The following is a 13,866-nucleotide window of genomic DNA, read 5'->3' as shown; positions in this document are numbered from 1 at the left end:
GAACACCGGCAAAGCCGGTGCCAAGCACCGCGTAGCCCCATTCGCGGGACAAGCCCGCTCCCACAGCCTGTAGGCTGCTTCTGCTGGTCAAATAGGCGGCTTGCCGTCGATACGCTGCAACCGCAAACGCTCATACCGCGGATACAGATGACTCACGCTGCGAATCAACTCGTACCGGGTCAGGCTGATACCGGCAAACCGCTCAGGGATCGGGCTGCGGATCATCTCGACCATGTCATCCCCGCGCGCCGCGCCGTCGCGCATCAGGCCATCCAGCCAACCCAGGTAATCACGCATCTGCGCAAACGGCTTGGCATCGCTGGCCACCGGGCCGTGCCCAGGCACCAGCAGCTTCCAGGGCAAGGCCTGCAGGGTGTCCAGGTCTTTGAGCCAGACGTCCAACCCTGGGCTGTTGGGGGTGGTCAGGGCGCGCTCGTAAAACACCAGGTCGCCGGCAAACAGCACGCCGGTCTTCTCATCGAGAATCGCCAGGTCCGCACCGGTATGCCCGCCCAACGCCAACAGCCGCAGCCGATGCCCACCCACCTCATGCACGCCGGGCTCCAGCACCCGGGTCGGCAGCACCACCTCGGTGCCGCGCATCCAGTCGCCGACCAGGCGGTACATATTCTCGGCCATCGCCTCGCCTTGCTGGCGCAACAGGTCGCCAGTCCCGGCCAGAGCACCGATGGGCACATCGGTAAAGGCCTGGTTGCCCAGCACATGGTCGGGGTGATGATGGGTCAGCAGCACTTCGACCACCGGCTTGTCGGTGGTGGCGGCAATGGCTTGGCGCAAGGCCTCGCCGTAGCGCTTGGACGGCCCGCTGTCGATCACCACCACGCCGCTGTCGGTGACGATGAACGCGGTATTGACGATATTGCCGCCGTTGCCTTTGGCGAAATTGTCGGTGCTGCCCTCCAGCAGCCAGGTGCCTTCCGCTATCTGCCGGGGCGTAAGTCGATAGTCCAGGTCAGCCCAGGCCGGCAGGCCCAGGCACAGCAATAACAACAGCATCCAACGCATGAGGGGCGCCTCTGGTCAGGGAGTGAAATCGAGCAACACGCTCACGGAACCGCCGCCTCGAACCGGTTACCGCTGTTGTCCCGCAACAGCAGCCGGGTAAGCCCGGGGCCCTGGATATCGAAGCCCAGGTTGGGGTTCTCGCTGACCGCCGGATACAGCGCGAGGCTGGCCAGGCGCTGGCCATCCGCGCCTTGCAACTCGGCATGCTCAAGGAAGAATTCGGGAATGCCGCTGACCAGGCCGTTGTCCATCGGGTGGGACACCTGCAAACGCAAGCGGCTGCCATCGCTGCGCGGGTAGCGCCCGCCCAGTACCTCACCGACGTGTTCCTCCCAGCCAGGCTGGGTGCGCACCACGCTGGGCGCGGTACAGCCGCCGCCGGCCGCGTCGATCAGGGTCGAGCCGACATGCCACAGGCCGTCACGTGTCAGCACGGCGGCGCGCAGCGGCGTGGCCTGCTCGATGCGGATGCGGATCGACAGCCACGGCAGCACACGCTCGCCAGGCTCGAAGTCGACAATGCGCGGCAGGGGGTTGAGCTCGGCCCAGGCGATGATCCGTACCACCTCGCCGGCAAATGCCCGGGCGTCGATCTCCAGCGGCACCTGGCGGGCGTCCTCGGCAAAGGGCGGCGCCAGCAGCTTGACCCGGTCATCGAAAACGAAAGGTGCCTGCCCCAGTAATTGCTTGTGGTAGAAATCCCACATCACCGAGGGCACCGGGTCGGTCTTGCTGATCGGTTCACTGGCCTGGGCTGCCCAAGGCATCCAGCAGGCCAGCAGTAACGTCGCTCGCCAGTTCATTGGTACATCTCCGGGACCTCGTAACGCAGGCCGTACGTGGCATACATCGCCTTCAGCCGACCATCGCGGATCATCGCCTCAAGGGCTTCTTCCACCGCATAAGCCAACTGGCGGTTGCTCTCATGCACCGCCATGCCGATGTCCCAGGCCTGCTTGCCAAGGTTGGGGTAGGCGTTTTCTGCCAGGGCCAGTTGCGGGTCGGCGGCCCGGTGCAACTGCCAGTCCACCTCGCCGCGCATCGCCATCACCGCGTCCACCTGGCCGGCCTGCAACGCGCCGAACGCCTGCTGCACACTGGGGTAATGGTGGGTCTTGGCGCTGAGCATGCCGTTGAACACCGAGGTCAGGTAGAACGACGGCACGCTGTCCACTTCAACCCCGATGGGGTGCTCCTGGAACACCGCGACACTGGCCACCGACGCCAGACGGCGGCGATCATAGGCCACCTGCCAGCGCTCCTGCTGATAGGGGCCAAACATCACCACCTGGGCGTTTTCCAGCTCGCCCAGTTCGTTGCGCTTCTGCGCGTAGGCGTGGTCGTAGGGCACGCGCATCATCAGGTCGGCCAACTGCTGGTGGCGCAACGGGCTGCCGCGCCAGATGTAGTCGCGCAGATCATCGTCGAGCTTTTCCCCCGGCGGCGCCCAGATCAGTTGCAGGCGTACACCCAGGGCCGTGGCCAGCGCTTGCGCAAGCTCCACATCAACACCGCGAGGCTGGCCGTGATCCTCGAAGCTGTAAGGCGCAAAATCCTTGTACACCGCCACCTGCAGTTCACCGGCGGCGATGATCGCGTCGTAGTTGCGCACCTGTGCCTGCACGGCCGCACAGCACAGTAGCAGGCCAGTCAACAGCACGGCCGACAGACGCATGGCAATCACTCCTCGACGTGCACGCTGTCCAGATAGGTGCGCACCGCCCACAAGGCTTCCTGGCTCAGGTAGTCGGCCATCTTCGGCATGTACACCCGTCCGTCACGCACCGCGCCGTGGCGTACCCGTTCGACGAACCACTCATCGCCGGCCTCGCCGACATCGAGCATGCGCAGATCCGGGGCAATACCGCCGGACTTGGCTTCCAGGCCATGGCAGGCCGCGCAGTTCTGGTTGTAGGCCGAGGCGCCGATTTCCACGGCCTTGTCGTGCTCGGGGGAGGTACGGTACGGGTTGACCGCCGCCCAGCCGTCGCCGTCCAGGCTTACCCCGGCGTCCTTGATCGGGGTCAGGCCTTGGGTTTCCACCGCCTGGGGCACCACATTGCCATGGGCCCACACCGTGCCGGTCAGCAAAGCACTGGCCAGCAGGCCTGTGGCGAGCAAGACGTTGCGTTTTTTTGTCATTGTTATGCCCTCAAGATTGCACGCAAGGCCTCAACCACAGAGGCCGTGCCGCCATCTTAGAAACTGCCCGCGCGCGGCCGTATGCTGCTTTGGTGGCCGGGCCGTACTCCCTTGGTAGTAGGGCGTGTGGCGAAGGGCCAAATGAGGTGCCGTCTAGGAACTATTCCCGGCAAGGGCGGGAATTTTTCCGTATCCCCGGCAACCGTCCCGCCGCACCCTGTGCAGGCCAAAACCTCCACAGGGAACTGCAACCATGACAATAAGATCGCTACCCGCCCCTTCCCCTCTGGCCCTGAGCGTGCGGGCCCTGCTGCTGGCCGGTAGCCTGGCCTTCTGCACTGCGGCCACTGCGGCCACCGCCCCAGCGGCACCTGCCAGCAAGAACGTGACCTGGGAAGACATCGCCAACGATCACCTGACCACAAAGGACGTGCTGCAGTACGGCATGGGCACCAACGCCCAACGCTGGAGCCCGCTGGCCCAGGTCAACGACCAGAACGTGTTCAAGCTGACCCCGGCCTGGTCCTATTCCTTCGGCGACGAAAAACAGCGCGGCCAGGAATCCCAGGCCATCGTCAGCGACGGCGTGGTCTACGTCACCGGCTCCTACTCGCGGGTCTTCGCCCTCGACGCCAAGACCGGCAAACGCCTGTGGACCTACAACCACCGCCTGCCGGACAACATTCGCCCGTGCTGTGACGTGGTCAACCGCGGGGCGGCGATCTTCGGTGACAAGATCTACTTCGGCACCCTCGACGCCCGCCTCATCGCCCTCGACAAGCGCACCGGCAAAGTGGTGTGGAACAAGAAGTTCGGCGACCACAGCGCCGGCTACACCATGACCGGCGCCCCGGTGCTGATCAAGGACAAGACTAGCGGCAAGGTATTGCTCATCCACGGCAGCTCCGGCGATGAGTTTGGCGTGGTCGGCCAGTTGTTCGCCCGCGACCCGGACACCGGCGAAGAGGTGTGGATGCGGCCCTTCGTCGAAGGCCACATGGGCCGCCTGAACGGCAAGGACAGCACCCCGACCGGCGACGTCAAGGCGCCGTCCTGGCCAGACGACCCCACCACCGAGACCGGCAAGGTCGAGGCCTGGAGCCACGGCGGCGGCGCCCCTTGGCAGAGCGCCAGCTTCGACCCCGAGAGCAACACCATCATCGTCGGCGCCGGCAACCCCGGCCCCTGGAACACCTGGGCGCGCACGTCCAAGGATGGCAACCCTCACGACTACGACAGCCTCTACACCTCAGGCCAGGTCGGCGTCGATCCGAGCACCGGCGAGGTGAAGTGGTTCTACCAGCACACGCCGAACGATGCCTGGGACTTCTCCGGCAACAACGAGCTGGTGCTGTTCGACTACAAGGACAAGGACGGCAAACAGGTCAAGGCCACCGGCCACGCCGACCGCAACGGTTTCTTCTACGTGGTGGACCGTAACAACGGCAAGTTGCAGAACGCCTTCCCCTTCGTCGACAACATCACCTGGGCCAGCCATATCGACCTCAAGACCGGGCGCCCGGTCGAAAACCCCGGCCAGCGTCCGGCCAAGCCGCTGCCGGGTGAAACCAAGGGCAAGCCGGTGGAAGTCTCACCACCGTTCCTGGGCGGCAAAAACTGGAACCCCATGGCCTACAGCCAGGACACTGGCCTGTTCTACATCCCCGGCAACCAGTGGAAGGAGGAGTACTGGACCGAGGAAGTGAACTACAAGAAGGGCTCGGCCTACCTGGGGATGGGCTTCCGTATCAAGCGCATGTACGACGACCACGTCGGCACCTTGCGCGCCATGGACCCGACCACCGGCAAGCTGGTCTGGGAGCACAAGGAGCAACTGCCGCTGTGGGCCGGCGTACTGGCGACCAAGGGCAACCTGGTGTTCACCGGCACAGGCGACGGCTTCTTCAAGGCCTTCGACGCCAAAACGGGCAAGGAGCTGTGGAAGTTCCAGACCGGCAGCGGCATTGTCTCGCCGCCGATCACCTGGGAGCAGGACGGCGAGCAGTACATCGGCGTGACCGTGGGCTATGGCGGCGCGGTGCCGCTGTGGGGCGGCGACATGGCCGAGCTGACCAAGCCAGTGGCTCAGGGCGGCTCGTTCTGGGTGTTCAAGATCCCGAGCTGGGACAACAAGACCGCTCAGCGGTGACCGCCTGCGGGGAGCGGCCAGCGCCCTCCCCGCAACAGCCCTTCTTTCACCGGGAGTCTTTCGCCATGAACTACCTGCCATTTGCCCTGCTGCTGGCCTTTACCCCTGCCATGGCCGTGACCGCCGACGACGCGGGCAACGATGCGCCCTTGACCATCAACGGCTGCGTGATCGCCGAAGCCAGCCAGTGCCCGGGGGCCAACCTGCGTGGCGCCAACCTGGCCAACCAGGACCTGCGCAAGATGAACCTGGCCGGCGCCGACCTGCGCGATGCCGACCTGCGCCATGCCCGCCTGGACCTGGCCAACCTGGAAAAAGCCCGCTTGCAGGGCGCCAACCTGACCCGCGCCAGCCTGCAGCAGAGCAACCTGCGCCTGGCGGACCTGAGCCATAGCACGCTGATTGCCATTCAAGGCTGGGGGCTGTTTGCCCAGGGTGCGCAGTTTGAGAAGGCCGACCTCAGCGCGGCGTACCTGCAGTTCGCCAGGCTTTCAGGGGCGAAAATGCACCAGGCCAACCTGCGGGCGGCGGACCTGGAGATGGCCTGGCTGAGCAAGACCGACCTGCAAGGGGCCAACCTCGGCGATGCCAACCTGCAGGAAGCCAAGTTTGGCCAGAGCAACCTGGCGCAAGCGGACCTGCGCGGGGCGCGGCAGCATTATGGGAATTTTCAGGAGGCCAATATGGAGGGGTGCAAAGGATGCCCTGAAACGTGGGACAAGTGATCGCAGCCAGCCTGCAGCCACTCAGTTATCTGTGGGAGCGGGCTTGCCTGCGAAGAAGGCGACGCGGTGCCTGGCACCGGCTTCGCCGGTGTTCGCGGGCAAGCCCGCTCCCACCGTTCCATGCTCAGACTACAAAGGCCTCACCCCGCCACCCTCACCACCCCCAGATCAATCCCCAAATGCACCAACTCGGCATGGGAACTCACCTGCAACTTGCTCTTGAGCAAGGTCAGGTGGTTGGACACCGTCTTGGCACTGATGCACAGCTGCTCGGCAATCACCCGCATCGGGGTGCCCTTGGCCAGCATCACGAAGATCTCCAGCTCGCGCTGGGTCATGCGCTGCAAGCGCGGGTCGCGGGCGTCCTGTTGCGAGGCACAGGCCAGCTGAGTGGCCAGGGACTGTTCGATATAGGCATGCCCAGCCAACACCCGATGCACCGCCTCGATCAGCACCTCAGGCGCCGAGTTCTTGGTCAGGTAACCCGCAGCCCCCGCGTCCAGGGCCTGGCGCACCAAGGGCAGTTCGTCGTGCATGCTGAAAAACAGCACCCGCAGCTGTGGCAGGCGCTGGCGCAGGCGGCGGGTGGTCTCCAGGCCGCTGATGCCGGGCAGGCCGAAGTCCATGATCACCAAGTTCGGCACTTGCTCCTGAACCCGGATCAGGGCCTCTTCGCCACTGGCGGCCTCGCGCACCTGCATCAATGGCAGCACTGCCCGCAGCAGGCTGGCATAACCCTGGCGAACCACGGCGTGGTCATCCACCAATACGATATTCATCAGACCTCCATGGGAATGTTCAGGGCTAGCGCCCAACCGGCGCCGGGACGGCTGAGAATGCGCAATTCGCCCCCCAGGCTGCGGGCGCGTTCGGCCATCGAATGCAGGCCTACCCCAGGTCGCTGGGGTTGGAGCGCGCCGCAGCCGTTGTCGCGAACCAGCAGACGCAAGCCCTTGGCGCTGCGTTGCAGGCGTACCCGCACCTGGCTGGCGCCGGCGTGCCGAGCGACGTTGGTCAACGCTTCCTGCAGCAAGCGATACAAGTGCGTTCTACTTTGCCCAGGCAACGCCGGCAGGCGCTCGCCGACCCGCAAGCGGCAATCGATGCCTTGGCTGGCCTGCCAGCGGCTTACCAGCACGCCGAACGCTTCGGCCAGCGGCACGTGTTGCAACGCCACCGGGTACAGGTCGTGTACCAGGGCGCGAAAGCCTTGCTGCAGGCGTTCGCAATTGAGTTCCAGGGCCCGCGCGGTCTGCTCCACCACCGTGGGCTGGTCCGCCACCATGCGCAGCAGGCAGACCTGGGCGCGGATACCCGCCAGGTATTGCCCCAGGTCGTCGTGCAGGGCCTGCGCCAGGTGGGTGCGTTCCTGTTCCTGCACCGCCAGCAGCGCCTGGGTCAGTTGGGCATTGTCGGCGCGGGTCTGCTCCAGCGTCGCGGCCATGTGGTTGAAGTGCTCCGCCAGCTGGCGTGCCTCCGGCAGGCCGGCCTCGCGCAGGCGCGCAGTCAGTTGCCCACCGGAGACCTGACGCAAGGCCCGCAACAGTTCATCCAGCAAGCCCAGGCCCCGCCGCACCGCCCAGCGGATGGTCAACAGGCTCAAGAGCAAGGCCAGGCCGCACACGCCCAGCAACTGCTGCAGGGAATCCCGGACTTCGTCGATTTCATCCCGCGCATCCACGGCGATCGATACTCGGCGCCCGTCACTCAAGTCCAATAGCCGGGTGCTGTGGCGCCGATCGCCAAACAGCTGGCGACCCAGCCAGGCATCAAGGCCTGCGTCCAGCGGCATCTGCGCGGTTTCCGCCGCCGCCAGCCAATGCACCCGCACATGGCGCAGGCTCTGGGTTAGCCGCGGTTGCAGGCTCGCCGGGTCGCGCTCGGCCGTGTCTGCGAGGTACTCCACCACGGCCTCGGCGGACTGCAACTCACGCTCGACGTCGGCCACCGCCTGGTGCAATAGCAATCCACCACAGGCCAACGTCACCAGGGCGAAAAAAAACGTGACCCAAAGGTTGATCCGCCACTGGGCCGACAGGTTGATGAGGCGCATTGGGCAGTTTCCTCCGGGTGAACGCGGCCAGGGCTGCGGTCCATCGTAAAACCGAGGCCTTAGTGGTGATTTACTACCTTGGTACTGGCCGAGCGCTACTTTCTGCATATTTCCCGCTCCCGGCAGGCTTCCTATGCTGGCGCCATCTGCCGTGGAGTGCGTTTATGCGCCAGCCTGCCTCTGTTGCCCTGACTTGCCTGCTGGCCCTGGCCACGGCGCTGTGCCCGGCCTTTGCGTCCGCCGACCAGCCCCCGGCCGCAGAGCAGCTGTTGCAGGTGCGTATCGGTTACCTGAGCTATCGCCCCGACCCCGGCCCGGTGCTGTCCAACATCATCCCCGAGCCAGCCGACGCAGGGCTGCAGGGCGCCGAACTGGCAATTGTCGACAGCAACAGCACCGGGCGTTTCCTCAAGCAGGCGTTCAGCCTGGCCAGCGCTAACGTCGACAGCCCCGAGGCCCTGCTGCAAGCCGCCAAGGCCCAGCATGACCAGGGCCTGCGGCTGTTCGTGGTGAACGCGCCCGCGGCCAGCCTGCGCGTACTGTCTGCCGCCCTGCCCGACAGCCTGCTGTTCAACGCCGGCAGCCCAGACGACAGCCTTCGCAGCAGCCAGTGCCTGGGCAATGTGCTGCACAGCCTGCCAAGCCGCGCCATGCTGGCCGATGCCCTGGTGCAGTTTCTGGTGTTGCGCAAATGGCAGCGGGCCCTGCTCATTGTCGGCCAGGCCGAGGACGACCAGGCCTATGCCGCAGCCCTGCGCAGGTCCGTGAAGCGCTTCGGCATGCAACTGGTTGCCGAAAAAACCTGGCGCTTCGACAACGACCAGCGCCGCAGCGCCCAGGCCGACATGCCGCTGTTTACCCAGACCGCCGAGTACGACGTGGTGCTGGTGGCCGACGAGCGCGGTGATTTCGGCGAGTACCTGCCCTACCAAACCTGGTACCCCCGCCCCGTAGCCGGCACTCAGGGCCTGACGCCCACCGGCTGGCACAAGACCGTGGAAACCTTCGGCGCCGCGCAGTTGCAAAAACGCTTTGAGGCCCAGGCCGGTCGCTGGATGAACGACCGCGATTTTGCCGCCTGGATGGCTGTGCGCAGCATCGCCAGCGCAGTGAGCAAACTGCGCCAAGTCGAGGCACGCGCCCTGCAGCACCTGCTGCTCAGCGACCAACTGCCGCTGGACGGTTTCAAGGGCCGCAAGCTTAGCTACCGGCCGTGGAACGGTGAACTTCGCCAACCCATCCCGCTGGTCCAGCCCCGCGCGCTGGTCAGCACTTCGCCCCAGGAGGGCTTCCTGCACCCCTTCAACGAAATGGACAGCCTGGGCTACGACAAGCCCGAAGTGACCTGCGGCTACCCCTGAAACCGATAATCACAAAAAAAGGATTCCGCCATGCGTCGCCCCCTTTGCTACCGGCCTGTGCTTTTCCCTACCCTGCTGGCCGCTGCGCTGGCGCTAGCCACCGGGCACGCCAGTGCCGCCACCGCCTGGGTTTCGAACGAGAAAGACAACAGCCTCAGCCTGATCGACATGCAAACCCTGGAAGTCACCGAGACCCTGCCGGTGGGCCAGCGCCCACGCGGCCTGCTGCTGTCCCACGACAACACGCTGCTGTACATCTGCGCCAGTGATTCGGACCGGGTCCAGGTGATGGACGTGGCCACCCGCAAGATCATCAAGGAGCTGCCCTCCGGCAAAGACCCCGAGCAATTCGCCCTGCACCCCAACGACCGCTGGCTGTACGTGTCCAACGAGGACGACGCGCTGGTGACCGTGATCGACACCCAGACTGACAAGGTGCTCGGGCAGATCAACGTCGGCATCGAACCCGAGGGCATGGCGGTGAGCCCCGATGGCAAGTGGGCGGTCAATACCAGCGAAACCACCAACATGCTGCACTGGATCGACACCAGCACCCAGACCCTGGCCGACAGCACCCTGGTGGATCAACGGCCGCGCTTCGTCGAGTTTAACCAGGAGGGTTCGCGGCTCTGGGCCTCGGCGGAAATCGGCGGTACGGTGACTGTTCTCGACGTGGCCACGCGCCAGGTACTGAAAACCCTCAACTTCCAGATCAAGGGGGTGCACCCGGACAAGGTCCAGCCGGTGGGCATCAAGCTCAGCGCCGATGGCCAGTACGCGTTCGTCGCCCTGGGCCCGGCCAACCATGTGGCGGTGATCGATGCCAAGACCTACGAGGTGCTGGACTACCTGCTGGTCGGGCGGCGGGTCTGGCAGCTGGCGTTCACCCCGGACCAAAGCCAGTTGCTGGCCACCAACGGGGTCAGCGGCGATGTCTCGGTAATCGATACGAAAAGCCTCAAGGTGCTCAAGTCGGTGAAGGTTGGCCGCTACCCCTGGGGCGTGGTAGTCACGCCATGAACACCCTCGAGGTCAGTGACGTGAGCTTCGCCTACGGCCAGCGCGAGGCACTCAAGCAAGTGGGCTTCAGCCTGGCACCCGGGCGCTTCGCCGCGTTGCTGGGCCCCAATGGCGCGGGCAAATCGACATTGATTGCCCTGCTCACCCGGCTTTACGACCTGCAGCACGGCGACATCCGCGTGTGCGGCTGCTCGCTGCGCAATGCCGCCCGCCCGGCCTTGCGCCAGCTGGGCGTGGTGTTTCAGCAAAGCACCCTGGACCTGGACCTGAGCGTTGAGCAGAACCTGCGCTACCACGCCTCGCTGCATGGGCTGTCGCGGCGCCAGAGCAGCGTGCGGGTCGAGGCCGAACTTGCCCGCCAAGGCCTCAGCGAGCGTCGCCGCGAGCCCGTCCGCGCGCTGAACATCGGGCATCGGCGCCGGGTGGAAATTGCCCGCGCCCTGCTCCACGAACCGCGCTTGCTGCTGCTCGACGAAGCCAGCGCAGGCCTCGACCCGGCCAGCCGCCTGGCGCTCAATCAACACCTTCGGCACCTGTGCCGCGAGCAGGGGCTCAGTGTGCTGTGGACCACCCACCTGCTGGACGAGGTGCAGCCAAGCGATGATTTGCTGATCCTGCACCAGGGCCGCCTGGTGGCCAGCGGCACCGCCGATGCCCTGAGCCTGGAACACGGTGGCGACCTCGACAACGCCTTTGCCCGCCTGACCCGCGCGCCCGGCCCCACCCCAGGAGTCAATGCCTGATGAACGCCTACTGGCAATGTTTCAACGGCATCCTGCTGCGCGAATGCCTGCGTTTCGTGTTACAGCGCACGCGTTTTCTCAGCGCCCTGGTGCGCCCGCTGCTGTGGTTGCTGGTGTTTGCCGCCGGGTTTCGCGCGGCCCTGGGCATTGCCATCATCGAGCCTTACGACACCTACATCCCCTATGAGGTGTACATCATCCCCGGCCTTGCCTGCATGATCCTGCTGTTCAATGGCATGCAAGGCTCGCTGTCGATGGTCTATGACCGGGAGATGGGCAGCATGCGCGTGCTGCTGACCAGCCCATTGCCGCGGGCTTTCCTGCTCGGCAGCAAGCTGCTGGCGACCTCGTTGATTTCCCTGCTGCAGGTCTATGCCTTTCTCGCCATCGCCTGGCTGTATGGGGTGCAGCCCCCGGCTGCGGGGTTGTTGCTGGCGCTGCCGGCCCTGTTGCTGGTGGCCTTGATGCTCAGCGCCCTGGGGCTGTTGCTGTCGAATGCGATTCGCCAGCTGGAGAACTTTGCCGGGGTGATGAATTTCGTGATCTTCCCACTGTTTTTCCTGTCCTCGGCGCTGTATCCGCTGTGGAAGATGCGCGAGGCCAGCCAGTGGCTGTATTGGCTGTGCGCCCTGAACCCGTTCAGCCACGCCGTGGAACTGGTGCGCTTTGCGCTGTACGAGCGCTTAAACCCGCTGGCGTTGGCGGTCTGCCTGGGCCTGACGGTGCTGTTCACCCTGCTCGCGATACTCACCTTCAACCCCCAGCACGCGGCGCTGCGCAAACCGCGCTGACAGCAATGGTCATTGTGGGAGCGGGCTTGCCCCGCGAATGAGGCCACGCGGAGCATGGCACCGGCTTCGCCGGTGTTCGCGGGGCAAGCCCGCTCCCACAGAGTTGCTGCTAACTCAATGGGTTAAGTTGTGTTCTATGGGAGATTGCCCAGCCTCTTGGGGTTGCGCTGTCACGCAGAGAACAGTGGTCATTGTGGGAGCGGGCTTGCCCCGCGAATGAGGCCACGCGGAGCATGGCACCGGCTGCGCCGGTGTTCGCGGGGCAAGCCCGCTCCCACAGAGTTGCTGCTAACTCAATGGGTTAAGTTGTGTTCTATGGGAGATTGCCTAGCCTCTTGGGGTTGCGCTGTCACGCAGAGAACAGTGGTCATTGTGGGAGCGGGCTTGCCCCGCGAATGAGACCACGCGGTGGATGGCACCGGCTTCGCCGGTGTTCGCGGGGCAAGCCCGCTCCCACAGCGTTGCTGCTAACTCAATGGGTTAAGTTGTGTTCTATGGGAGATTGCCCAGCCTCTTGGGGTTGCGCTGTCACGCAGAGAACAGTGGTCATTGTGGGAGCGGGCTTGCCCCGCGAATGAGACCACGCGGAGCATGGCACCGGCTGCGCCGGTGTTCGCGGGGCAAGCCCGCTCCCACAGCGTTGCTGCTAACTCAATGGGTTAAGTTGTGTTCTATGGGAGATTGCCCAGCCTCTTGGGGATGCGCTGTCACGCAGAGAACAGTGGTCATTGTGGGAGCGGGCTTGCCCCGCGAATGAGACCACGCGGTGCATGGCACCGGCTGCGCCGGTGTTCGCGAGGCAAGCCCGCTCCCACAGAGTTGCTGCTAACTCAATGGGTTAAGTTGTGTTCTATGGGAGATTGCCTAGCCTCTTGGGGATGCGCTGTCACGCAGAGAACAGTGGTCATTGTGGGAGCGGGCTTGCCCCGCGAATGAGACCACGCGGTGCATGGCACCGGCTGCGCCGGTGTTCGCGGGGCAAGCCCGCTCCCACAGAGTTGCTGCTAACTCAATGGGTTAAGTTGTGTTCTATGGGAGATTGCCTAGCCTCTTGGGGATGCGCTGTCACGCAGAGAACAGTGGTCATTGTGGGAGCGGGCTTGCCCCGCGAATGAGGCCACGCGGAGCATGGCACCGGCTTCGCCGGTGTTCGCGGGGCAAGCCCGCTCCCACAGGGTGCTCTTCAAGCGCTTGGCCACCTACTACTTTAGTACTGGCTTTAGTGTCTATCGTCGCATTCACAAAGCACCACCGCTGGCATGTAATGGGCCTATAACAAAAAGGATAAACCCCATGCCTCGTGCCCTGCCCAGGCTGCCACGTCCTTTGCTGGCAGCCCTTTCGCTGAGTCTGTTGGTGGGCGTCGCCCAGGCCGACACCACGGCGCTGTTTACCGCCGAGGGCTATCGCGCCACCCTCTATCGCAGCCCGACACCGCACCAGGTCGATGGCGCCCAGGTTATCGACACCACCACGTTGCAGCGCCTGTTGGGCCAACAGCCGAGGCCGGTGCTCATCGACGTCTATCGCCGGCAATGGCTGCAAGGCCGCTTCATCGAAGACCAACTCCATGCCAACCTCCCCGGCAGCCACTGGCTGGCCAACACTGGCGACGGCGAACTGAGCCCGGCCTGGCAAGACTACTTCGTGCGCAACCTGCAAAAAGCCACCGCCGGCCGCTTGGAGCAACCGCTGGTCTTTTACTGCCGCTCCGATTGCTGGTTAAGCTGGAACGCGGTAAAACGCGCAGCAACCCTGGGCTATAAGCATCTCTATTGGTACCGCGACGGCCTGGACGCCTGGGAAGCCGCCAACCTGCCGCTGCAGCCCGCACAACCCGAACCCTTCCCTTGAAC

At 64.9% G+C, this 13,866-nt stretch carries 13 protein-coding genes; 7 read left to right on the top strand and 6 right to left on the bottom strand.

All coding sequences use genetic code 11. The annotated features are described in order from the left end of the window. Nucleotides 1-87: 87 nt before the first annotated feature. From OGV19_RS08485 to pedF, 4 genes are read right to left on the bottom strand one after another with little or no spacing between them, the layout of a single operon-like run. A complete protein-coding gene (locus OGV19_RS08485) occupies nt 88-1,026 on the bottom strand; it encodes a quinoprotein relay system zinc metallohydrolase 1 (RefSeq protein ID WP_264312978.1) in 939 nt (312 codons plus the stop codon). 41 nt (nt 1,027-1,067) lie between these two features. Continuing rightward, nucleotides 1,068-1,829 (bottom strand): quinoprotein dehydrogenase-associated SoxYZ-like carrier, encoded by a 762-nt coding sequence (locus tag OGV19_RS08480; protein ID WP_264312977.1) that lies wholly within the window; start codon nt 1,827-1,829, stop codon nt 1,068-1,070. Then, complete coding sequence (locus OGV19_RS08475) at nt 1,826-2,701, bottom strand: substrate-binding periplasmic protein (protein ID WP_264312976.1); 876 nt, start codon at nt 2,699-2,701, stop codon at nt 1,826-1,828. The genes OGV19_RS08480 and OGV19_RS08475 overlap by 4 nt, the downstream gene beginning before the upstream one ends. Nucleotides 2,702-2,706: 5 nt before the next feature. Further along, on the bottom strand, nt 2,707-3,168 hold the full coding sequence (pedF, locus tag OGV19_RS08470) for a cytochrome c-550 PedF (RefSeq protein WP_264312975.1): 462 nt from the start codon (nt 3,166-3,168) through the stop codon (nt 2,707-2,709). Between the two features lie 253 nt (nt 3,169-3,421). On the opposite strand from pedF, the gene exaA reads away from it, so the two are divergent. Next, nucleotides 3,422-5,317 (top strand): quinoprotein ethanol dehydrogenase, encoded by a 1,896-nt coding sequence (gene exaA, locus OGV19_RS08465; protein WP_264312974.1) that lies wholly within the window; start codon nt 3,422-3,424, stop codon nt 5,315-5,317. A 65-nt stretch (nt 5,318-5,382) separates the two neighbouring features. Then, entirely contained in the window at nt 5,383-6,042 is a 660-nt protein-coding gene (locus tag OGV19_RS08460; RefSeq protein WP_264312973.1) for a pentapeptide repeat-containing protein, read from the top strand. A gap of 140 nt (nt 6,043-6,182) precedes the next feature. On the opposite strand, the gene OGV19_RS08455 is transcribed toward OGV19_RS08460, so the two are convergent. Next, complete coding sequence (locus OGV19_RS08455; protein WP_264312972.1) at nt 6,183-6,821, bottom strand: response regulator; 639 nt, start codon at nt 6,819-6,821, stop codon at nt 6,183-6,185. After that, on the bottom strand, nt 6,821-8,095 hold the full coding sequence (locus OGV19_RS08450) for a HAMP domain-containing sensor histidine kinase (RefSeq protein ID WP_264312971.1): 1,275 nt from the start codon (nt 8,093-8,095) through the stop codon (nt 6,821-6,823). Before OGV19_RS08450 ends, OGV19_RS08455 begins: the two co-directional genes overlap by 1 nt. A 164-nt stretch (nt 8,096-8,259) precedes the next feature. Here OGV19_RS08450 and OGV19_RS08445 point away from each other — a divergent pair, with 164 nt between their 5' ends. The 5 genes from OGV19_RS08445 (at nt 8,260) to OGV19_RS08425 (ending at nt 13,864) form a co-directional block, all read left to right on the top strand. Further along, entirely contained in the window at nt 8,260-9,456 is a 1,197-nt protein-coding gene (locus tag OGV19_RS08445) for a lanthanide ABC transporter ABC transporter substrate-binding protein PedA1 (RefSeq protein WP_264312970.1), read from the top strand. 30 nt (nt 9,457-9,486) lie between these two features. Then, a complete protein-coding gene (locus OGV19_RS08440; RefSeq protein ID WP_264312969.1) occupies nt 9,487-10,476 on the top strand; it encodes a YVTN family beta-propeller repeat protein in 990 nt (329 codons plus the stop codon). Next, nucleotides 10,473-11,219 carry a lanthanide ABC transporter ATP-binding protein PedB/LutE gene (locus OGV19_RS08435; RefSeq protein WP_264312968.1) on the top strand — a complete coding sequence of 249 codons (747 nt, stop codon included), beginning with the start codon at nt 10,473-10,475 and terminating at the stop codon, nt 11,217-11,219. Before OGV19_RS08440 ends, OGV19_RS08435 begins: the two co-directional genes overlap by 4 nt. Further along, nucleotides 11,219-12,010: a lanthanide ABC transporter permease protein PedC gene (locus tag OGV19_RS08430; RefSeq protein ID WP_264312967.1), complete on the top strand. Its 792-nt coding sequence runs from the start codon at nt 11,219-11,221 to the stop codon at nt 12,008-12,010. Before OGV19_RS08435 ends, OGV19_RS08430 begins: the two co-directional genes overlap by 1 nt. Nucleotides 12,011-13,303: 1,293 nt before the next feature. Then, on the top strand, nt 13,304-13,864 hold the full coding sequence (locus OGV19_RS08425; protein ID WP_264312966.1) for a PQQ-dependent catabolism-associated CXXCW motif protein: 561 nt from the start codon (nt 13,304-13,306) through the stop codon (nt 13,862-13,864). Nucleotides 13,865-13,866: the final 2 nt, after the last annotated feature.

The organism is Pseudomonas putida, from assembly GCF_025905425.1.
Lineage (GTDB): Bacteria > Pseudomonadota > Gammaproteobacteria > Pseudomonadales > Pseudomonadaceae > Aquipseudomonas > Aquipseudomonas putida_AF.
The sequence above is the reverse complement of the archived record's forward strand: the minus strand, read 5'-3'. Positions and strand labels throughout refer to the sequence as shown.